We start from the raw sequence: 22,175 nt of genomic DNA, 5'->3' as shown, positions 1-22,175 counted from the left end.
GATTGTAGCATGACGCGTTACGCTTTACAAGATATTTCGTATTATGCATTGTCATGGTAATGAAAAAGGCTTATTTATTCGAAGAAATTGCATCATTTAACTGATTGTACCATTTTTTAGTCTGTGCTTCGTTGCTGCTGTTCAGAAAAATGGTGGTATCTGTTGTCTTTATCTGAAGAACCGGAGGATGTTCAATCCAGATATACATCTGGCAATGTCCGGTTTTGCTGCCACGGAAATTACCGAGAAGTTTGCTGTTATCTTCGGAGCCATCAGACCGGTAGAATTTTTCATCCGGCAGATTGTCCAGAAGAGTTACTGATTCCACATCGGCAAGAGCAAAGGTTGCTGTTTTGTAGCCGGATGTAATAGAATACTGGGCAGCATTTTCCGTCAGGCGGATCGGTGTAAAATCGATCCGGATACAGAGGATACACATCCAGAGGAGAAGAAGCCCGGTGCCGACGAGCATTCCTCCGGTGACATATTTTGCAGAAGGGTGTCCGTAGTTCAGAGAATAATTCATGCTGTTCACACGGTCCTGTACAAAATACCGTTTGTCATTTGGATTGTTGTACCAGCCTTTCCGCCAGTAATAGTCATCATCAATATAAAATGGTGTGCTGTCCTGGGAGAGAATCCGCTCTTTTTCCTTACGCAGCCAGAAAAACATGATCAATATGATGGCAGCCGGTATCAGTTCGAGGAAAATGTAGATGCCCATTCCAACTCCGCCAATCCAGTTGCTGGATGCAATATCCCGGATGATCCCGAGATAGGCGCCGGTATTGCAAATGTTGGAGACAAAAAGGAATATGGTGTATAAACGCTTTTCCAGTGCATTGATCTGCAGGTTGATCTGTGAATTTTCACTGTAAATTTTGTTTGGCATATGGGCGAATAAATAGCCGGTACCCATGTAAGCTGCCGCGACAAGAATTGTGCAGAGAAGCATGACTCTTCCATCACTTTCGGTCAGCAGATAAGTACGGACCTGCGGGAAAAACAGAGGGATCAGAATCACTGCAGCCGGGATCAGATGCAGCTTTGCCGGCAGTATCTTTTTCGCAATTTGTGAGGAAGTGCGGGTATCCACTGCAGCGGACACATCTGCATTTGCTGAGCTGATCCATCCATTTTTCTGCTTAATGTCGTATACTTTCTGGTGATAATGATAGACACGGAGGATGGTAAGAAGGCAGAATTCTACGAACCACAGTGTCCATACGGTAATAAAAATAGAAAAGTAAGTAAAGCAAAGCAGGCATACCGCAATTCCTGCAAGCATGTTCCACAAATAAAACTGGCGGTTGCGCTTTTTATAAAGCTGGAGAAGCTCTTTTACGTCGGGATGTTCAAGTTCAGATTTAGGAATATGGACTCCCATCAGCATTCCTTCCCGGTAGTTTGCAATATTTCCATAGACTCCGGCAAAGATGCCGACCATGGAAATGTCTGTAATTAAAAATATAATCAGCATCATCATTTCGCTGTTACCTCCATTTCGTTAAATGCTCTCTGGCAGAGTTCCAGGAAGTCTGCCAAAGTCATGCCGTGGAACTTTGCTTCTGCGCTTAAAAGTTCCAGTTCATCTGTCAGCTTTTCGTCAAAGCGGTTATCTTGTGGAGCAGAGGAAGTGGGATAACAGATGGTTGTTCCCTTACGGCGGTCTGTCTCGAGAAAGCCTTCTGTTTTCAAAAGCTGGTAAGCTTTGCTGACGGTCATGGTGTTGATACCGAGATCGGTTGCCATCTGGCGGACGGTCGGAAGCGATTCCCCCGGCTCAAATTCCCCTCGCCCGATCCCTTTGACAATCTCGTTGCGCAGCTGAAGGTAGATCGGGATTTCGGACTGCATGTTGATCTTGATGATCATATATCGGCATCTCCTTTCTGTGGGATTTGATTGTATTATATCACATAATACAAATAATACAATAGGAGGATGAAAAAAACAGGAAAATGATGTACACGCTTTCAAGGTGCAAATAAATCTTAGAATTTGTTTTCCTGAAAGCGCATATGTCAGTTCATTGATTTCGTGAACTAAGAAGGTTAAGATAACCGATTGCCTGTATGTGAGTTAATAAACTTCTGCATATAAGTCCGAATTTTTTCCATTTGCTTTTTTGTAGAAGGATTGCTATATGGAATCCTGTCAATAATGCGGTTTAAGTAGTCATTTTCCGCTATAATATCAAAGCTTTCTTTGAAGTTAATGTCAAAGAAATAGACGATATAAGATACCCAGTAATCCATCTGGGTGACGCGGTCTGCGGAAAGGATACATTTATTTTCAAACACTGTTTCGTATACCTTTTGGGTTATATTCTGTGTACCGAGTTCTCCTTCAGAAACGTTAATAAAGGTGCTTGTGGAGTCTACGAGCTTTACCCGGCAGTTGTCCAGCTTGTCCTCATCACGGATCAGTTTTGCGTGTAAAAGTGTCTGCGGATCTGAGATCTCAGGGAGTTCATAATCGCTGTGGTGGGCGATTGCAGTGTAAATGATGGAGTCCCATTTGTCATCCGGAAGAAAGCGGCGGATCATGCCTTCATCAAAAAGCACCTTTACACCGTAAGCAGCGTGATCCATTGTGCCAGGCTCAAAGCTGTCGTAGCGCTTTAACTGCTCAAAACGCCCGATGTCGTGAAGGAGTGCAATCAGCCTTGCAAGGTCGGTGTCTTCGGCTGAAAGATGCATCCTTCCGGCAAGCTCTTCTGCCTGCTTTACAACGCCGTAGGTGTGGATGATTTTTAATTTTATGCGGTCATTTTCGCGGTCGTATCCGTTAAGGTAAGATTCAAATTCTTGTTGTGCGAGTTGGTAGTACATGAAGTTAAACCTCCTGGAAATATATGGTTAGTGATTAAAAGATTTATGAATATGATAACACAAATTTTATTATTTTTTAATTGCTTCTGCCAAGAGAAACCAGTATTATTTGAAATAAGGCGAATGTAGAAAATTAAATCATATATATATATGAGTGTATTTATTGTAGATAAAATTTTATATCTACACGAAACATGAGTTATGACGAATTTACTTATTAACCTTTTTCGATTATAATGGAGGCAGAAATGAGAAAACAAAAGAAAAAGATTCGTCATAACAAACAAACTCATAACCGGCAATATAAAGACCGATTATGGAGAATGATGTATCCTTTCTGGTGGGTGGTACAATGAATCTGTATGAACATCAAAGTACCTTTAATCCCAATATGCCACTACGTGGCGTGTTCTATTTCGGAAGGCTATATCAGGGATATGTAGCAAAGAATGATCTGGATATATACGGAGAAAAAAGACTACGGCTCCCGATACCGAAGTACATTGTTTTTTATAATGGAACAAAGGATGAACCAGATTCAATGGAATTAAAGTTGTCTGATTGTTTTGAAGCGACAGATGATGAAAAATCGTGTCTGGAATGTACAGCGATTATGCTGAATATCAATTATGGTCACAATCAGGAGCTGATGCATCAGTGCAGACGGCTTGAGGAGTATGCAATATTTGTGCGATGTGTCAGGGAATATATGCAGTTGGAAGATACAATGGAAGATGCGGTTTCTAAAGCAATGGATGCCTGTATCAGGCAGAATGTGTTGACGGATTTTTTGAAGAAACATCGAGCGGAGGTGTTGGAAATGATTTTGACAACATATAATAAAAAATTGCATGAGAAGACGTTGAGAAGAGAAGGGCGTGATGAAGGGATACAAAATATCAATCGACTGAACGGATATCTGTTAGCAGATAAAAGATACAGTGATTTAGAACGCTCAACAAAAGATACCGAGTATCAGGAAAAACTCCTGAAAGAATATGGAATAGAGTAAAATAAGAATCCCGTGTCAGATGTCAGGAGAAACTGTAAGTTACTTTCTCCTGCGCCGGACACGGGAATTTTCTTTTTTATAATTGCGGATTTCTTCTGCAATCTGTGTATAGTCCCGCTCAAAAAGCTCCTTTTATTTATGAATGAAAAATAGATTCTACTTTTTTCTGGTAGTCGTATAATTTGTCAATGTAGACATGAATGATTGTCTGACAGCAATTTGTAACGATCGTACCATCGTAATCATGTGCCAGTGAATTTTTAAAGGATTCAAATCTTTTTGTAAATTTCTCGTCCATATTTTCTTATATCCTCCAATAATAACTGATTTCCACATTCATCAAGATTGACAAGGTCTATTGTGTATAAAGTGGGTAAATTATCAAGCTCTTCCCGTAGATTTTCTGCATCTGGAATACCGGATACGGCGATGTCAATATCACTTCATTCTGTCGCAGTCCCTTTGGCACGGGAACCAAAAAGAATAACGGTAGAAGCAGAATATTTTTTTGCCAGATTTATAATTTCTTCTAAAATACTATTGATTGTCATAAAAATACCCCTCTATTCAGATATCCTAATAAATTCATAAGCGATCCGCGGAGTCCCGTCACTGACGTAAATAATCCCACATTCTTCAAATCCATTCTGCTTAAAGCAAGCCTGCATTGGTTGATTATCCTTGTGGGTATCTACACGCAGATGTGAGATCTGTGTCTTGCAAAAATCAAAGCAAGCCCGTGCAATCCCTTTGGTTGTTCCGTCAGATGCAAGGCGGTGAACGGTTCCGTATGGAGCCTCGGAACGCCAGCTTCCATTTTCAATGAGTTGATAGTTCGGCTCGTCTCCGATGATAAGTGTAAAAGTGGCAACGACCTTATCATTTTCTACGCAGACATAACTGTTACCATTCTGGATATCCGGTTCGAGATCTTCGAGAGCCGGATAATTTGCATTCCATTGTGTCGGGTTTCCGGTTGCGTGCATGAACTGGCGTGCGGTGTCAAAAATATTTAAAATCGTGTCTACATCTTCTGGAAGTGTTTTTCTGATTAACATAGTGTTTCGTTACCTTTATCTGTTTTTTTGCTGTATATGAAGTATAACATTTGAAATAAAAAAAGAAAAGGTGGAGAAGAGAACTGAAAGATAGAATCCCTTGCCATTCCCCCACCGCAATGATAAAATCTAAGAAACAGTGGTGCGAAAAGGAGTTGAGAAGACGATGCCAAAAGTATTCAATACAACAGCAGTATGTATACCGGAAGAACATTATATGGTCGATATATCCGGACGGCTGGAGGAGATCAAAAGCCTCGTAGATGCCGGCAAATATTTTACGATCAACCGTGCGCGGCAATATGGAAAGACAACAACACTTCGTGCATTGTATCGCTATCTGCAAAAAGAATATTATGTTGTCCTTCTGGATTTTCAGACTTTTGACAATGATAAATTTGAAAATGGAAATGTTTTTTCAGCAGCATTTATCAATTCATTTTTGCGGTCGTTAAAAAGAAATACTCTTTCACCAGAACTGGAAGATGCGATAAAAAATATTTTGCATAGTACGGATTATACAGATAAGTATTTTTCCTTAAAAGAGCTGTTTGAACAGTTGAGTGATCTCTGTGCGGCAGCCGAAAAAAAGATTGTACTGATGATTGATGAGGTTGACAGTGCATCGAATAATCAGGTGTTTCTGGATTTTCTTGCTCAGCTTCGTGCTCAGTATATTGAAAGAGATATACAGCCGACATTTCGAGCTGTTATTTTGGCGGGTGTATATGACGTAAAGAATTTAAGGCGGAAAATCCGTCCGGATGAAGTTCATAAATATAACAGTCCGTGGAATATCGCAGCGGATTTTAAAGTGGATATGAGCTTTTCAAGAGAAGAAATTGCAGGAATGCTCGATGAGTATGAAAAAGATTATCATACAGGAATGGATGTGGAATTACTTGCCGGACTGATCAGAGAGTATACATCCGGATATCCATTCCTGGTGTCTAGGATATGTCAGCTTCTGGATGAGGAAATCAGTGTGAAGAAGGAGTATGGCGGTAAGAAAAGTGCGTGGACGAAGAAGGGATTTTTGGAAGCGGTAAGGATTTTGCTTTCAGAAAAAAATATGCTGTTTGAGTCGTTGCGTGAAAAACTGGAAAGCTATCCGGAACTGAATAGTATGCTCTATTCACTTCTATTTACGGGAAAAGCGATTGTGTATAATTATTATGAGACATCCATCAATATTGCGACCATGTTCGGGTTTGTGAAAAATGAAAATGGAGTGCTTGCAGTTTCCAATCGTATTTTTGAAACCTGGTTATATAATCTGTATTTGTCATCTGCGGAGATGCAGAAAAAGGAAATCTATGCGGCATCGTTGATTGACAAGAATTAGTTTATCACAAATGGTTATTTGAATATGAGATTGGTCCTTGAAAAATTTGTGCAGCATTTTCATGATTTATATGGCGACAGTGACGAGACATTTCTTGAAGATGAAGGTAGAAAATATTTTCTTTTGTATTTAAGACCGATTATCAATGGAACAGGCAATTATTATATAGAGACTCAAACCAGAGAGCAGAAACGGACAGATATTATTGTAGACTATTTGGGTGAACAGTATATTATAGAAATGAAGATCTGGCATGGAAAGGAATATAATAATCGTGTGGAAAATCAGTTGATAGAATATCTTAATGATTACCATGTGAAGAAAGGATATATGATCAGCTTTAATTTTAACAGGAAAAAAGAAACCGGTATCAAAGAAATTACAATTGGAGGAAAGACAATTATAGAAGCAATTGTGTAACAATCAGAATTAAAAATTGCCAGGCAGGATACAGCATGCAAAGGAGGAAAAGGGATTGCTGTACCCCGTCTGGCGTTTTCGTATACGGGAAGCTTGGGGGAATTTCCCATATACGATTTACTGAATTTTATCGAATGTAATGTGGGCACTTGGGGAATGCACCACAATCTTATAATCATTTGGATAATATCTTGTAGAGAATACGAATTCTCCGTCATTTACAAATACTTCAACGGAAGAAGTATCTGCAAGGATTTTTACATTTTCCAGAGTGCCGACTTCGGCGTAGCGAAGGCTTCTGCCTGCGGATACGGAAGTTTTACTTTTGGTTGTGAAATGCATCTGGAACCGTCCATTCTCATAGTCAAGGATCAGTTCATCTGAAAGGACAGCCTGGAAATGATTCTCCTTAATTCCATCTACATTTACTTCATATACCGGGCAGCCGCTCTGGGTAAGTTCATTCTGAACATCCTGAAGCTGTTGTTTTTTTGCATCCAGCTCGCGAACCGGTTTCTGGCAGACTTTGCCATCTTTTATGAAGACTTCTCTTGGAAATGTAAAGCAGTGCTGCCATCCGTCTTTGATGGTCGGATTGGTATATTCTTCGCAATCCGGCATTCCCATCCAGCTGATATGGATGCGTCTTCCATCTTCTGCTCCGAAGCTCTGCGGAGCGTAATAGTCAAAACCATAATCCCACAGATGATATGGGGATAATTTGTAGGAATCTAAAATGTCGCCGTCCACAAGGAAGTAACCGGACTGGTATACATTTCGGTCAGCCCACTCTTTACCTTCCAGGCCCTGAACGGAGGAAGAAAGGATTTTGATGCCGTCCGTTTCAAAATAGTCCGGGCATTCCCACATATAACCGAAAGGCTTTTCGGATTCTACACGGCTGCGGAAGTGCCAGTTTATTTTATCTGAGGATTCAAAAATCAGTGCCTGACCGACATCATTTTTAGTACGTGCGCCCTGGATCATGTAGTAGGTATCGTCCTTTTTCCAGACCTTCGGATCGCGCACATGGCAGGTCAGGTCAGAAGGATAATCGCTGTTGCGGAGCAGTTCTTTTTTGCTGCCAAAATGAATCCCGTCTTTGGTTGTGACGAGTACGGTATTTGCCTCACGGCCGGTGTTGATAAAATCAAAATCTCCATCTTCCAGCTTGACATTTCCGGTGTAGTAAAGATACATTGTACCGTCTTCGAGGAAGGCAGATCCGGAATATACACCGTGGCAGTCAAATGGCTGATCCGGGTAGAGGGATACACCTTTGTATTCCCAGTCGATCAGATTGGTGCTGGTGTAATGACCCCACATTTTCACACCGCCTTCGGCGTTAAATGGGGAGTACTGGAAAAATGCGTGGAACACACCATCCATCTGACAAAGACCGTTCGGATCGTTGAGCCAGCCAACCGGAGGCATCAGGTGCAGTTTCTCGCGGAACTGCGCGCCGGATGCCTGTTCTTTTGCTGTCTGGTTCTCTTCCGCTGTATTTACTAAGTTTACAAGATCTCTGGTTAATGCGTTCATATTGATTCACTCCTGGAAATAGTTCCGCAGGCAACAGTCCGGAAAACGTATTGATACGGATATCCGACACCCGCTGCGGGAGACAAATCTGATTATTTGTCATGAGTTATTTTATTTTGTAAGTTTCATAACAGATGATTTACCGGTTACAGTGCCGGGTGCGGCACATTCTACAGAATCATACAGATCTGTATTGGTAAGGATCATCATGGTTGTTGCCGGATGTCCGGCTTCTTTTATTGCATTTAAATCTGCTTCGATCAGCACGTCTCCGGCGTGTACTTTTGCGCCGTCAGATACTTTCTTTGTAAATCCATTTCCATCCATTTTTACAGTGTCGATTCCGACATGGATCAGGAGCTCTGCGCCGCCGTCAGTCAGGATGCATACTGCGTGACCGGTATCAAAAATGCTTACGATTTCGCCATCACAAGGTGCGGTGATGATGCCGTCAGCAGGTTCGATCGCTACGGTTTTTCCAAGGACTTCTGCTGCAAATGTATCGTCTGCGATCTGATCATTTGGAATGATTTTTCCATTTACCGGAGCATTTAACACTTCTTCGGAAGAAGTGGTTTTTGTATTGCCTGAAGCTGTTTTGGTTTCGGAAGCAGCAGATTCTTCGCTGTCTGTTTCCTCTACGGAAGCTGCAACAGTAACAGGAGCTTCTGCGACTGGTTCTTTCTTCTTGTCTTTGTAAAGTGCGAAGGATACTGCAAATGCAACACCGACTGCGATTGCCATCTCAATGACGTACTGAAGTGGCTGGTTCAGGCAGAGCAGGATTCCGAAGATACCGGTTACACCTGTTCCTTTTGCACCGAGGTGAACAAGGGAAGCATAAAGGGCTCCGCATCCTCCACCGATGCATCCGGCGATAAATGGTTTAAAGAATCTTAAGTTTACACCAAAGATTGCAGGTTCTGTAATTCCCATAAATGCACTGAGTGATGATGGAAGTGCAAGGGATTTGATCTTTTGGTCTTTTGATTTTACAGCAACGGCAAGTGCTGCTGCACCCTGTGCCACGTTTGCTGCACTTGCGAGTGGCAGCCAGTAGGTTACACTGTATTTTGCAAGCTGTCCGATATCGATGGCTGTGTACATCTGATGGATACCGGTAACAACGGTCGGTGCATATAAACTACCCATGATCAGACTTCCAAGTCCGAGTGGAAGTGTCAGCATCCACTGGATTGCTCCGAGAATCGCATTTTCAGCCCATACGAAGATCGGTCCGACGATGGAAAGTGTAAGGTATCCGGTTACGAATACGCTGACAAGCGGTGTGACAAAAAGGTCTAAAACTTCCGGTACGATCTTGTGAAGCTTTTTTTCAAGTACGGATAAGATCCATACAGCGATGACAACCGGAATAACGTGTCCCTGATAGCCGACCATGTCAATGTGATACAGTCCGAAGAACACGCTCTGTGTCTGCTGAACACCTTCTGTTGCAACTGTGTAGGCATTCTGCAGGGACGGATGGATCATGATCATACCGATAACTGCGCCAAGGTAAGGATTTGCGCCAAATGCTTTTGCAGCGGAGAATGCAATCAGGATCTGCAGGAATGTGTAAGCAATGTTACTGAAAAGGGTTGCAAATACATAGATCGAGCTGGTTGTGCTGATGTGTAAGAACCCGTTACTGTTCATGAAATCCAGTGCGTTCATGATTCCCATAAGGAAACCGCTGGCTACGATCGCCGGGATGATCGGTACGAAAATGTCTCCCAGAAGCTTGATGGCTTTCATAAACCAGTTCTGCTTTTCGGCAGCAGCTTCTTTTGCTTCTGCTTTCGTGCTGGCTGTGATGCCTGCGATTGCAATAAATTCATCAAATACTTTGTTGACGGTTCCTGTTCCGAGAATGATCTGGAGCTGTCCGGATGCTTCAAATACACCTTTTACCCCGTCTGCATTCTCAAGTGCTGTTTTATCCGCTTTCGAGTTGTCTGCAATGACAAGGCGAAGTCTGGTAGCACAATGGGCAGCAGATACGATGTTCTTACTTCCACCCACATGATTCAGAATTTCCTTTGCGGTTTTTCTGTAATCCATATTCTCTCCTCCTTTAGATACAATGTGTAATCGATTTCATATCTTATGCTTAAATAATATGAAAAAAAATGCCATTTGTAAATATGGCATTTTTACTGATAATTCATATTGCTTTTTGTGAAAAGTGTTGAAAGAAACTTTCGTTTCCTTAAGAAACTCCGGGAAATCAGGAAAATCAGGTAAGATTTTCGGAGTCTGAAGGGTCTGCTCCAACAAGACGGAAGCCGAGCTTCATCTCGATCGGGATCTGTTCTCCTCTTTCAATACTGTCAAGAAGTAGCTCTGCGCCGCGGATTCCACTGGTTTTGTAGCCGAAATGGATGGTTGGGATTCCTCCGGTGACGGCTTTTAACATCTGGTTATCTCCGAATCCGGTTACTCGAATGGACGTATTTTCAAGGATATAGCGCATTCTTGCACCTGCATCGGCTGCATTTGTCGGAATCTGCTTTTTTAAGTAGGTCTGAATGGCTTCGATTGCTCCCGCTGCTATGGTATCGGTTGCACATGATATGACATCGATATCACATTTGCTTTCCAAAAGATCCAGAGCAGACTCATATCCGGATTCCAGCGTGAAGGCTGAGGTTCGCTTATTTTCCTCGAAAAGCGTGACACCTGCATTTTTGAGTCCTGCGATAAATCCATCCTCTCTTGCGGCACCTGCAGCTTTGTCATCACGGGTAACGCCGATGTAAGCAACTCCTTTTTTACTGAATCCGGCAACGGCCTGTCCCATTGCCTTTCCTGCACCGTAATCGTCGTGGTAAATGCAGTTTGCGTGTGAGGTGCGCTGTCCGATCACGACAACAGGAACCTTTGTCTCTTTTAAAAATTTCCGGTGACCGGCGGTGAACATCGTACCGACAAGAATAATTCCGTCCACCGGATAATTTTCAAATAACCGGAGGTATTCTACTTCCTTTGCAGGGGTGTTGTCGGTTCCGGCAAGAAGCATCTGATAGCCTCTTTCGGCGAGAACACTTTCAATTCCGGCAGTGATCCGGCTGATGGATTCAGAATTGATCTTCGGGACGACCACGCCCACCAGGCTTGCCTTTTTGGTACGAAGCATACGCGCCTGTGCGGATGGCTGGTATCCGGTTTCTTCGATGACTTTACGGATCTGTTCTTTTTTCCCTTCACTGACGTAGCCGCCGTTTAGATATCTGGATACAGCTGCGCTGGAGACACCGGCGAGCTGTGCGATTTCTTTGATGGTCATAATCTGGTAAATGAAACTCCTTTGTATTTGATACTCTTATTATAGTGGAAAGCAAAATAACAGACAAGACCGGAGAAAGGAGAAAATCCAATCTTGGTCTTGCCTGTATTATTTTGGTTATAACTTTTTAAAATGATGTGAGTGTCAAAAGTAAATTTTGCCGTTCGCATCATTATTATAATCTGCGATACAGATTTTTATAGCGTTTTTTGTCCTCTTTCGTTAAGATAACAGCCAGAAGCATGAATGCGACTCCTGTCAGAAGAACGATGATCCAGGTAAAGATCGGCGTATGATTTTTGTAAATAAATCCGATCAAAAGCTGGTACAGACTCATAAATCCGATGCGGATGATCTCCATCAGCCCGTGGATTCTTCCGCGGTGGCTGGATGGAATACGCCTGGTCATGTACGGGCTTTCCGCCAGCATGTAAGAAATCTCACCCCATGTCAGTACGACCATTGCCGCATAATAGAACGGAATGTGTCCGGAAAAGAGGATGAACATCACGTAGCCGACCAGTGTCAGTAAAAATCCGTAGATTGTCTTTTTGGGTTCGGAGGATCGCTTCAGGATCTGGGTGATAAGTGGTGTGAAGAGAACAACGATAAAGCAGTTGATGCTTGTAACTGTTCCGAATATCACCGCACCGGTATCCCCGTGCAGACGGATCAGATCCATAGGAAAGAGATAATTATACATCTGGTAAAGTGCTGTGTACCCGCTGGTGATCAGAATGAACAGCAGAACAAGCCGGTTTTCTTTAAGAATCGTCAGCAGGCTTTCCCCGTGGCGTTCGGCCTGATAAATGGCGTTGCTATCATTTTCTTCTTTTTCCGGTGTGATATTCTGTACAAAGAAATAGATCAGCACAGAAGAAGTGCAGATGGAAATTCCACTGAGCAAAAATGCAAGCCATAAGTAATTGCGAAACATAAATCCGGCTACAGCAGAAGCCATCACGCCGCCGAGATTTGCTGTCAGATACTGGAGGGAATACCCTCTCTCTCTGTCCTTGCTGAGGGTGATATCCGCAGTAAGCGAATTGTAGGACGGATTTTCCATGTTCTGGCAGGTCGATGCGATAAACATCAGCACAATGGATTTTGTCGTCAGCGGGATCAGTCCGCAGATGATATAAGAAATGACGGAAATCATATCCAGGTAAACGATATTCATTTTCTTATTAAAACGATCGGCCATCTTTCCACCGATCAGATTTGCCGGGATCGTCAGGATCCCCATCAGTGCCGTGATCCAGGCAACTTGCACGGCATTCATCCCAAGCTTCTGGCTTAAGATCATCGTCAGCATCGGACGGACCATTGCCCCCATGGCCGTCACAAAGCGTCCGAAGCATAAGACATAGTTTTCTTTTCTAAGACCTTTGTATTGTGAAATTAGATTCATGATACGTTTTCCCCTTTGCATATTCCCCAGTTCCAAACTACTAATAATATACAATGCGGGCACTTTTTTGTCTATCTTATTCCGTCGGGTATCAACAAAAAATGGTGGTTGATTGAAGCCGGAAAATGATGTATGTTAGTACTTAGGAAATAGCAGTTGTAGGGGATTACGACTGAGCGAAAAAGGAGAATATGATGAAATCAGAAGAAGTTACGAGAATACTGGAAAATGCCATCCGTATCGGAAAAGGTGTGATCCGGTATGGAAGTGTCGCATCGTATATTCCGGAGCTTGCCAAGGCAGATAAGAATAAACTGGGGATCTGCCTTTACACAATAGACGGCAATCAATTTGAGACCGGAAATACAGAGGACAGATTTACGATACAGTCCATTTCCAAAGTAATGGCACTGTGTCTGGCGCTGGAAACGTTTGGAGCAGAGTTTGTGTTTGATCATGTGGGCGTAGAGCCGTCGGGAGAGGCTTTTAACTCACTGGTAGAACTGGATAACCGGAGCAACCGGCCCTTTAATCCGATGATCAATTCCGGAGCAATTACGGTTGCAAGTCTGCTAGTGAACCAATATTCCATCGAAGATATGCAGAAGTATATGCAGGAAGTATGCGAGGATCCGGAGATCGCGATAGACGAAGCCGTATTTCAGTCTGAGATGGCGACCTGCGCAAGAAATAAGGCGATTGCCTATCTTTTAAAAAGTAAGGACATCATTGATACCGATGTAGAAGAAAGTGTTACCTTTTATACCAAGATGTGTTCCATGTCGGTAAATGCAAGAAATCTGGCAAGGTTCGGTCTTCTGCTGGCAAATGACGGAGTGCAGCTTTCCACCGGAAAACGTCTGATCTCATCTCAGACTGTGCGGATGGTGCAGACCATTATGCTTACTTGCGGAATGTATGACGGATCGGGGGAATTTGCATTAAGAACAGGAATTCCGACTAAAAGTGGAGTAGGCGGAGGTCTCCTTAGCGTGTCGAAAAAGAAAATGGGAATCGGGATCTACGGACCGTCTCTTGACAAAAAAGGAAACTGTATCGCAGGCTGCGAATTGTTGGGATATATTTCAGAAGCACTGCATCTTCACATCTTTGATACCAGAGAGTGGAAGGTAGAAGAATAAAAAAAGACGATACTGCAGAACTCCCTTAGCATGTGGTTTTGCAGTGTCGCTTTTCTTTTATCCGCTTATTTTTCAGAGGATGGAAGACAATTTCCATCTTTAACAATGGTTGGTTCTTTTCCTGCGATCATGGTTACCATGTATCCATTTTTTCCAAAATTGAGTGCAACGACTTTCCCTTTTTTCGTATGGAAAATCTGAATAAGGATATCTTTTGAAGTCGGTTTGTCTTTAAAATAGTTGCTTGGTCTGCTGTTCCCGGTAGGAATCGCACCATTGCCGAATGTATAGCGCGGTTTTGCATTTTTATCTGCACTTTCCAGATAAATAAGTACTTGTCTTGCAACTCGCCGGCTGGATGTATTGACCTCGGTCTGATCTTTGGGATTCCTTTGAAGAGCATTTAATGCACCGTTTGATATTCTTCCGAGCTTTGTCATCTTTTCGCCGCCGATTGTGGAGGTAAACTTGCAAGATTCTTCAAAGCTTTCCGGGTACATAGCATAACATTCGGACAAAGCAGCCTGAGCAGCAGTCCAGACTTCTTTTGCCTCAGTTAAAACAGCCTGCTTTTTTGCTTTTTCAATATATCCTGTCAAAGACGGAATTAGCAGTGTTGCCAGTATTGTAAGAATAGATAGTACAACAATGAGTTCTACAAGTGTAAAGCCGTGTTTTTTATGAATTGTTTTTATGAAAATCACTCCCATTAAAAATATGTTAAAATGTGTATAGATGCAATTTTTTATAATGATATAATACATTCTGATTGAAGAATGGTCAAGACAAATATGGTAATCAGAATACAAGAAATAAGGTAATATATAGATATGAATTAAGTCATGGAAAGAGAGGTATGAAAGCGATGGTTGATTTGAAAATGCTGGAGGAAAAGACTCCGATTTTGAAGGAGATCTGTAGTGAAAAAGAGGTGTTCTGGAAAAATCCGGACAAAACAGCTTGTGGGGAAGCAATGGAACAGATCGAACTTGGTATGGAAGATGTAGAAGATGCGGAGCGCAGACTGGAGCGTTTTGCACCGTTCATTATGAAATGTTTCCCGGAAACAAAAGAGAGAAACGGAATCATCGAATCTGTTCTGACACCGGTTCCGAAGATGAAGGATTTGCTGAATGAGAAATACGACAGCAATCTGGAAGGGAACTTATTATTAAAGCAGGACAGCCATCTGGCGATCGCCGGTTCGATCAAGGCACGCGGCGGTATTTATGAGATTTTGAAGCACACAGAAGAACTTGCATTAGAGCATGGGATTTTGAGTCTGGAAGACAATTATGAGAAACTGGCGAGTGAAGAATGCAGAGAGTTTTTCAAAAAGTATACCATTCAGGTGGGTTCCACCGGAAACCTTGGACTGAGTATCGGAATCATGAGTGCAGCAGTTGGCTATCAGGTGATCGTACACATGTCAGCAGATGCGAAACAGTGGAAAAAAGACTTACTCAGAAGCCACGGGGTAACAGTAAAGGAATATGAGTCAGATTATAGTGAAGCGGTGAAAAACGGACGTGCTTTATCTGATGCAGATCCGAACAGCTACTTTGTGGATGATGAAAATTCAAAAACACTCTTTCTTGGTTATGCAGTAGCGGCAAAACGTCTGCAAAAGCAGTTGGAAGAAAAGAATGTTACAGTAGACGAAGAACATCCGCTCTTTGTATATATTCCCTGCGGAGTAGGCGGAGCACCGGGTGGTGTATGCTTTGGACTTAAGCTGCTGTTCGGAGATTATGTACACTGCTTTTTCATAGAACCGACACAGGCACCGTGTATGCTAGTCGGAATGGCAACCGGACTGAACCAGGAGATTTCCGTACAGGATATTGGGCTTACCGGACTTACCCATGCAGATGGGCTTGCCGTGGGACGTCCTTCTGGATTTGTAGGCAGAGTAATGAAGAATCTGCTTGGCGGCGAATTTACTATCCGCGATGGAAAATTATATGATTACATGAGAGACCTTCTCGGAACAGAGAACATTTTCCTTGAGCCAAGTGCTTGTGCTTCTTTTGAAGGACCAATACAGATTGAAAGGAATGAATCTGCACGCAAATATTTACAGGAGAATCATCTTGAAGAGAAAATGAAAAATGCAACACACATTGCATGGGCAACAGGCGGAAGTCTTGTGCCGGAAGCAATTCGTGAAGAATACAAAAACACGTATCTGGAGAAATAAAAAGAACCGGCTGATTCATGAATGCCGATTTCTGGTATAAAAAAACTGAGGTCATTGTTCCATGATTAGGAAATGCTGACCTCAGCGTTTTTGAAATATTTAATTGTTGCTCTATATGGAATAAAAGTTTTGCTCGCCATTGTTGTATAAATTTAAACTCACATTCCATATCAGGATTTCTTTAATTCTTCCCTATACAATTCGGTTATATATGCCGGACCATTGCACCACAGTTTTGTTTTCTCATCATACAGTGCTTTTCCTGTCTTTGAACATAGAAAATCTGTCAATACCTCTTTTCTGTCCTTGCCCGTCTCTTCTGCGATTTCTTCTGTCACCATAGCGATAAGAAGGTCGATTGTATAATCCAGTTTTTCTTTTGGAATTGTTACTTCAGCCATATCTTCTCACCTTTCACAAATTTCAGACACTCAATAGCGGATTCTGTTTTGAAGCAATATTGATCTTTTAGTTTATTGGGCAGCAACTGTCTGATGCAGAAATCGTCTGCTTCCTTATCGCCTGCTGTCCCGAAAGCCCCGGCAAGATAAGCAGTAAGGGTAGCGTTTGTTGCATCATCCGCAATCTTTCCTGCAATGATATCATACCTTGCCATTTCACGTTCAACTTCGATGAACATTTTTTTCTTTCGATGAGCGGCAATGCAATGTAACCAGTCTACATCTGCATTTTCAAAAATATGCGTTTCAAGATTTTTTGAAAGTTTGAATTCAAAAGTTGAAATATATCCAAACTTCTGCCCCTCTTCAATTGTTCCGGTTGCGATTGCTTTGGCTATTGAGGTTCTCAGAAAACTTTCTGCCTGCTCCTTTGATGTGGTTAAATAAAATCCCTGCCCAAAATCTTTTCTCTTTGCACATTTGGCAAGATCTGGCTCTTTTACTTCACAATAACTTCCATGATAGAGAACAAATCCATCTTTTAAATCAAGCACTAATCTCTATCCCCTTTCTTTGCAAAAATTCAGTAATATCTTCAAGCACAGCTTCATCACCTTCACAATGAAAAATCCCATAGCATTTTTCTATATATCCAAGAACATCGGCTTCTTTAAACAAGTGGATAATCTGTTCAACAGGTAAATGCCACTCTTCTGAAGCAAGCCGGATTAATCTTGTTTGCATGAAAGTAATCTCTGTTTTCTCACTCATAATGAATCCTCCTTAATTTCTTGGCCAATAATACTGGAATTTTTTTTTACTCTTATCAATAACCCCAAGTCATCAGATTCCATTCTCCGCCTTCACTCCGTGCAAGCCACCATGACCAAGTGTATTCTTCGTTAGCTTCCCATGCACCGCCACCTTTTTCCGGCGAACGGAAACTGCTTTCAAATGCAATACATTGCGTAAAGGCTTCTTTATTATCATCCGTTCTTAAATTGTTCATCCATTCAATGTTATCTGCATTGTTGCATTCTTCATCAGGCATATAAGAAAGGCTATGCAATTCACAGCCCTCAAACGAAGTGAACTGCTTTTTTATAATCTCAATGGCAGAGTCTATTTCTTCTTTTGAATAAACGGAAGATGTTCCATAATCAATTTCCACTTTTGATGTATCGCCGTCTTTTCCGCATCCGGCAAAGAGAAGAACCAGCACAATGCAAAGCATTACGGTTATAATCTTTTTCATAGTGAATACCTCCAAATACCGTTTTTTCGTTCTCTGCGACTTCCCGATAAACGGGAAGTTAACCTCCTGTTACTCATCATCTGTAAATTCCATCATCTCATCAACAGTGCAGTCTAGCTTCTTGCAGATCTTCTCAATCGTCTCCATTGATACATACTGATTTTTCCCCATCCGGGCAAGAATATTTCCACTGATTCCAGTGAGGTACTGCATCTCTATCCGCTTCATATTTTTATCTATGAGCATTTTCCACAATCTGTTATAACTTACGCCCATAAGCTACCTCCATATTTCTCATTCAAATATATTTTGGTTATATCATGATTCGCACCTTCGGTGCTTACCGTTGCTTCGCAACTATCATGATCCAATTCGCCGTTCGCCAATCATGCAAGCATGTTGGCTCTCTTGCACTCATTATATCACGATTTCGTTAGGTCGAATACCTGTAATTTTTGATTTCTTCTGTAAAATGGAAAAGAGGATGCCCCGGCAAAGGGCAGCCTCTCCAACCATTTATTCTGAATTAATCAAATGGAATCTCACCATCTGGTGCTTCCATGAATCCATCCTTAACTGTTTTGGATGTTTCCGACGAATCCGCTCTAGCACCGTTATCCTTTTATGACACTGCCTGGAACTGGCTGTTATACAGATGACTGTAGAAGCCGCCTTCTTTCAGCAGTTCTTCATGGGTTCCCTGCTCAATGATCTTACCGTCTTTCATGACGAGGATCAGGGAAGCGTTGCGGATCGTAGACAGACGGTGTGCAACGACAAAGCTTGTACGACCTTTCATCAGGTTATCAAATGCTTCCTGTACCTGCAGTTCGGTACGGGTATCGATACTTGAAGTCGCTTCGTCCAGGATCAGCATTGGCGGCAGACAGAGCATAACTCTTGTGATACACAGGAGCTGTTTCTGTCCCTGACTGATGCTGTCCTCATGCAGGACGGTATCAAGTCCCTGCGGAAGTCTGCGGATGAAATCCCAGCTTTTTGCTTCTTTTGCTGCCCGGATGATTTCTTCATCCGTGGCATCCGGTTTTCCGAAGCTGATATTTTCACGGACAGTACCGGATTTGATCCAGGTATCCTGAAGCACCATACCGAAGCTCTTTCTGAGCGAATGTCGGGAAATCTCATCGATCGGTTTACCGTCGATACAGATTTTTCCGGAATCCACGTCATAGAAGCGCATCAGGAGGTTGATAAATGTTGTTTTTCCGCATCCGGTAGGACCTACGATTGCAATACGCATACCAGGTTCAACCTGAAGGTTAAAGTCTTCAATCAGAGATTTACTCTTGTCATAGCTGAAATCTACGTGGTCGATATCCACATTTCCATCCACCTTTTCAAGTACTTCAGAAGAATCGTTTACTTCTTCTGGTTCTTCTAAGAGGTCAAAGATACGTGTTGCACATGCAAGGGCGTTCTGCATTTCCGTGATTACGGATGTAATGTCGTTGAATGGCTTCATGTACTGGTTCGCGTAAGAAAGCAGTACGGAAAGACCGCCGACAGTCAGGGCTCCAAGCGGGATCAGGAATGCACCTGCAAGCGCTACGGCAGCGTAAATAATGTTGTTTACGAAACGGGTGGACGGATTGGTAAGGCTGCTGTAAAATACGGCTTTCTGGCTGTATTCTTTGAGTTCTTTATTGATCTCATCAAAACGCTTTGAAGCCTTGTCCTCATATCCGAATGCCTTGACAACCTTCTGATTTCCGATCATTTCCTCGATCAGAGCAGTCTGTTTTCCACGGGTTTCACTCTGCTTTTTAAACATGGTAAAAGAGCGTGAGGAAATAAATTTTGCCACCAGGAAGCTGAGTGGTGTCAGAAGGATGACCATCAAAGTGATCCACACGTTCTTGGAAAACATGAAGATCAAGGTTACAACAACGGTCACAACGCCGGAAAATAACTGGGTAAATCCGAGCAGTAATCCGTCAGAAAGGATATCGGTATCGGCAATGATACGGCTCACAATATCGCCGGTGCTGTGCTGGTCCAGATAAGAAAGCGGAAGCTTCTGGATGTGGCGGATTGCCTGGGATCGGATATCCTGTACAATATGATAGGTCATGCGGTTATTGACAAGGTTCATGATCCAGATTGCGGCTGCAGCGATCACTACGAACAGAAGAATCTGCTTCAGATAGAGCCACATCTGGGTAAAGTTTACCTTGTGTGCTGCTACGATCTCATCAATCGCATTACCGAAGAGAACCGGCACATAAAGCTGAAGAACCACTGATATTCCGGCAAGGATGATGCTGAGGATCAGGAGAATCCAGTATTTTCCGATATATTTAAAAAGCTTTTTCATTATACTGTCTTTTTTCATACCTACATCTCCCCTCTTTCATATTTTGCACGGTCTTCCGGGAACTGTGAGAAATAGATCTCACGATAAACTTCGCAGGATTTCATAAGTTCATCATGTGTACCGGATCCGGCGAGTTCTCCATTATCTAATACTAAAATCTTGTCTGCCTGGCGGATGCCTGCAACCCTCTGGGATACCAGGAAGGTTGTTGTCTCTCCTTCCAGTCCTGCGAGGGCTTTCCGAAGTGCTGCGTCAGTTGCAAAATCAAGTGCGCTTAAGCTGTCGTCGAGGATCAGGATTTCCGGCTTTTTCACAAGAGCGCGGGCAATGGTAAGACGTTGACGCTGTCCACCGGAAAGGTTCTTTCCGTTCTGCTCGAGCATGAAATCAAGTTGTCCGTCTTTTCCTTCTACGACTTCTTTTGCCTGTGCAACTTTCAGTGCATCCCAGATCTCGGAGTCAGATGCATTTTCATTGCCCCATTTCATGTTATCGCGGATGCTGCCTTTGAAAAGGACGGAGCGCTGCTGTACGATTCCGACCTTGTCGTGGATTTCCTGATTGGTAAGCTCTTTTACATTGCGTCCATTCAGTTTAACGGTTCCGCAGGTTACATCATAGAAACGGGAGATCAGGCTGACCAGAGTGGATTTTCCGCATCCGGTACCACCGATGATACCGACTGTCTGCCCTTTTTTTACAGAGAAACTGATATCAGAAAGGCTTGATGCACCGGCACCTGCATAGGTGAAGGATACCTTGTCAAATTCAACTTCATTTGCAGAAGGATCTGCCTTTGCAGAAGGAGTTTCCGGATAATGCATGGTAGTCCTGATATCCAGGACACCGGCTACACGGTCTGCACATGCCATCGCCTTGTTCAGTGTAATGATCAGGGAAGCCAGCTTGATCAGTTCGACGATCATCTGTGCCATGTAGTTGTAAAGCGCGACAACCTGTCCCTGATGCATGGTTCCGAGATTGACCTGGAGTCCTGCTCTTGCAATCAGGATGACAGTTGCAATGTTGATCAACACGTAGGTAAATGGATTTAACAGGGCGGAAATTCTTCCGACAAATTCATTTAACCTGGTCAGTTCGGTGTTGCTCTTTTCAAATTCATTTACCGATTCTTCTTCGCGGCAAAATGCGCGGATCACGCGGACACCTGTCAGATTCTCACGGGTAAGTCCTGTGACGCGGTCCAGGGCAGCCTGCACTTTTTTGAAAAGCGGGATGCTGACCAGCATAATGAAAATGACGCCGACAAATAAAAGAGGGATCGCCACAACGAATACCAGCGCACATTTAAAGTTGATCGTAAATGCCATGATCATCGAACCGATTACGATAAACGGACTTCTCAGAAGAAGACGAAGTCCCATGTTGATGCCGTTCTGGACCTGGTTGATATCATCGGTCATCCGTGTGATCAGGGTGTCCGTACCGATCGTATCAAGTTCGGTAAATGAAAAGCCCTGAATGTGGTCAAATACGGCCTGTCTTAAATTGGTTGCACAGCCGACACTCGCTCTTGCAGCAAAATACTGTGCGGTAAAACTGCAGCTAAGACCGACTGCAGCCATGAGGATCAGCACCAGGAACATCTTTACGATGTAGCCGTGGTCATTGTTTGCAATACCAATATCAATGATCTTGGCGACAACCACCGGAACCAAAAGATCAAATACGACTTCCAGCAGTTTGAATAATGGTGCAAGAATACTTTCTGTCTTGTATTCTTTCAGATAAACCCAAAGTTTCTTCAAACACACTCACTCCTGTTCTTTACTTCTTAGTTTTTTCTTGACCTACTCATTATAATGCGCTACTATCAATATGAATAATATTGTTTTTATGACAGCTTAATATAAAAAAAGTATAACAATGTGAGTGGCAAAAGGTATTTTGACCTATTTGATACCAGATTG

20 protein-coding genes and 1 pseudogene are annotated in these 22,175 nt (G+C 42.7%); 4 read left to right on the top strand and 17 right to left on the bottom strand.

The features are described 5' to 3' along the window. Window positions 1-70 precede the first annotated feature (70 nt). The 3 genes from PGU50_RS14735 to PGU50_RS14725 form a co-directional block, all read right to left on the bottom strand. Window positions 71-1,486, bottom strand: coding sequence for a hypothetical protein (locus tag PGU50_RS14735; RefSeq protein ID WP_118199467.1), 1,416 nt, complete (start codon window positions 1,484-1,486; stop codon window positions 71-73). Continuing rightward, a complete protein-coding gene (locus PGU50_RS14730; RefSeq protein ID WP_173699481.1) occupies window positions 1,483-1,875 on the bottom strand; it encodes a GntR family transcriptional regulator in 393 nt (130 codons plus the stop codon). Before PGU50_RS14730 ends, PGU50_RS14735 begins: the two co-directional genes overlap by 4 nt. 179 nt (window positions 1,876-2,054) lie before the next feature. Continuing rightward, entirely contained in the window at window positions 2,055-2,834 is a 780-nt protein-coding gene (locus PGU50_RS14725) for an HD domain-containing protein (RefSeq protein WP_270247287.1), read from the bottom strand. A 316-nt stretch (window positions 2,835-3,150) separates the two neighbouring features. Between PGU50_RS14725 and PGU50_RS14720 the strand changes: the two genes are divergently transcribed. Further along, window positions 3,151-3,846 carry an Rpn family recombination-promoting nuclease/putative transposase gene (locus PGU50_RS14720; protein ID WP_195250144.1) on the top strand — a complete coding sequence of 232 codons (696 nt, stop codon included), beginning with the start codon at window positions 3,151-3,153 and terminating at the stop codon, window positions 3,844-3,846. A 136-nt stretch (window positions 3,847-3,982) separates the two neighbouring features. Here PGU50_RS14720 and PGU50_RS14715 read toward each other — a convergent pair whose 3' ends face one another. Beyond that, a complete protein-coding gene (locus PGU50_RS14715) occupies window positions 3,983-4,144 on the bottom strand; it encodes a hypothetical protein (protein WP_173826232.1) in 162 nt (53 codons plus the stop codon). Between the two features lie 265 nt (window positions 4,145-4,409). Then, window positions 4,410-4,904, bottom strand: coding sequence for a GNAT family N-acetyltransferase (locus tag PGU50_RS14705; RefSeq protein ID WP_008371216.1), 495 nt, complete (start codon window positions 4,902-4,904; stop codon window positions 4,410-4,412). Between the two features lie 166 nt (window positions 4,905-5,070). On the opposite strand from PGU50_RS14705, the pseudogene PGU50_RS14700 reads away from it, so the two are divergent. Then, window positions 5,071-6,669 (top strand): annotated as a pseudogene (locus PGU50_RS14700) (AAA-like domain-containing protein). A gap of 117 nt (window positions 6,670-6,786) precedes the next feature. Here the strand turns inward: PGU50_RS14700 and PGU50_RS14695 are convergent. The 4 genes from PGU50_RS14695 to PGU50_RS14680 form a co-directional block, all read right to left on the bottom strand. Then, window positions 6,787-8,211, bottom strand: coding sequence for a glycoside hydrolase family 32 protein (locus PGU50_RS14695; protein WP_270247285.1), 1,425 nt, complete (start codon window positions 8,209-8,211; stop codon window positions 6,787-6,789). Between the two features lie 111 nt (window positions 8,212-8,322). Continuing rightward, a complete protein-coding gene (locus tag PGU50_RS14690; RefSeq protein WP_270247284.1) occupies window positions 8,323-10,275 on the bottom strand; it encodes a PTS beta-glucoside transporter subunit IIBCA in 1,953 nt (650 codons plus the stop codon). Between the two features lie 175 nt (window positions 10,276-10,450). Continuing rightward, window positions 10,451-11,500 carry a LacI family DNA-binding transcriptional regulator gene (locus tag PGU50_RS14685; protein WP_055297474.1) on the bottom strand — a complete coding sequence of 350 codons (1,050 nt, stop codon included), beginning with the start codon at window positions 11,498-11,500 and terminating at the stop codon, window positions 10,451-10,453. Window positions 11,501-11,675: 175 nt separating this feature from the next. After that, window positions 11,676-12,911 carry an MFS transporter gene (locus PGU50_RS14680; RefSeq protein ID WP_270247282.1) on the bottom strand — a complete coding sequence of 412 codons (1,236 nt, stop codon included), beginning with the start codon at window positions 12,909-12,911 and terminating at the stop codon, window positions 11,676-11,678. Between the two features lie 191 nt (window positions 12,912-13,102). On the opposite strand from PGU50_RS14680, the gene glsA reads away from it, so the two are divergent. After that, on the top strand, window positions 13,103-14,053 hold the full coding sequence (gene glsA, locus PGU50_RS14675) for a glutaminase A (RefSeq protein WP_118218649.1): 951 nt from the start codon (window positions 13,103-13,105) through the stop codon (window positions 14,051-14,053). A gap of 65 nt (window positions 14,054-14,118) precedes the next feature. On the opposite strand, the gene PGU50_RS14670 is transcribed toward glsA, so the two are convergent. Beyond that, complete coding sequence (locus PGU50_RS14670) at window positions 14,119-14,763, bottom strand: type IV pilin protein (RefSeq protein ID WP_270247281.1); 645 nt, start codon at window positions 14,761-14,763, stop codon at window positions 14,119-14,121. A 155-nt stretch (window positions 14,764-14,918) separates the two neighbouring features. On the opposite strand from PGU50_RS14670, the gene PGU50_RS14665 reads away from it, so the two are divergent. Beyond that, window positions 14,919-16,253 (top strand): D-serine ammonia-lyase, encoded by a 1,335-nt coding sequence (locus PGU50_RS14665; RefSeq protein ID WP_270247280.1) that lies wholly within the window; start codon window positions 14,919-14,921, stop codon window positions 16,251-16,253. A gap of 170 nt (window positions 16,254-16,423) precedes the next feature. Here the strand turns inward: PGU50_RS14665 and PGU50_RS14660 are convergent, their stop codons facing one another. From PGU50_RS14660 to PGU50_RS14630, 7 genes are all read right to left on the bottom strand, one after another. Further along, window positions 16,424-16,654 (bottom strand): hypothetical protein, encoded by a 231-nt coding sequence (locus PGU50_RS14660; RefSeq protein ID WP_055155952.1) that lies wholly within the window; start codon window positions 16,652-16,654, stop codon window positions 16,424-16,426. Then, entirely contained in the window at window positions 16,642-17,208 is a 567-nt protein-coding gene (locus PGU50_RS14655) for a DUF3990 domain-containing protein (RefSeq protein WP_195479580.1), read from the bottom strand. Before PGU50_RS14655 ends, PGU50_RS14660 begins: the two co-directional genes overlap by 13 nt. After that, on the bottom strand, window positions 17,201-17,425 hold the full coding sequence (locus PGU50_RS14650) for a DUF3791 domain-containing protein (RefSeq protein WP_003864584.1): 225 nt from the start codon (window positions 17,423-17,425) through the stop codon (window positions 17,201-17,203). The genes PGU50_RS14655 and PGU50_RS14650 overlap by 8 nt, the downstream gene beginning before the upstream one ends. Window positions 17,426-17,480: 55 nt before the next feature. Next, window positions 17,481-17,909: a hypothetical protein gene (locus tag PGU50_RS14645; RefSeq protein WP_117558053.1), complete on the bottom strand. Its 429-nt coding sequence runs from the start codon at window positions 17,907-17,909 to the stop codon at window positions 17,481-17,483. A gap of 69 nt (window positions 17,910-17,978) precedes the next feature. Beyond that, window positions 17,979-18,185, bottom strand: coding sequence for a helix-turn-helix domain-containing protein (locus PGU50_RS14640; protein WP_005341250.1), 207 nt, complete (start codon window positions 18,183-18,185; stop codon window positions 17,979-17,981). Between the two features lie 346 nt (window positions 18,186-18,531). After that, the gene (locus tag PGU50_RS14635) at window positions 18,532-20,262 is read right to left on the bottom strand and encodes an ABC transporter ATP-binding protein (protein WP_270247279.1); all 1,731 of its coding nucleotides are present in this window, start codon (window positions 20,260-20,262) and stop codon (window positions 18,532-18,534) included. A 2-nt stretch (window positions 20,263-20,264) separates the two neighbouring features. Next, on the bottom strand, window positions 20,265-22,013 hold the full coding sequence (locus tag PGU50_RS14630; protein ID WP_117824030.1) for an ABC transporter ATP-binding protein: 1,749 nt from the start codon (window positions 22,011-22,013) through the stop codon (window positions 20,265-20,267). Between the last annotated feature and the right edge of the window lie 162 nt (window positions 22,014-22,175).

Source organism: Coprococcus sp. AM11-30B (assembly GCF_027674365.1).
Lineage (GTDB): Bacteria > Bacillota > Clostridia > Lachnospirales > Lachnospiraceae > Allocoprococcus > Allocoprococcus comes.
The sequence above is the reverse complement of the archived record's forward strand: the minus strand, read 5'-3'. Positions and strand labels throughout refer to the sequence as shown.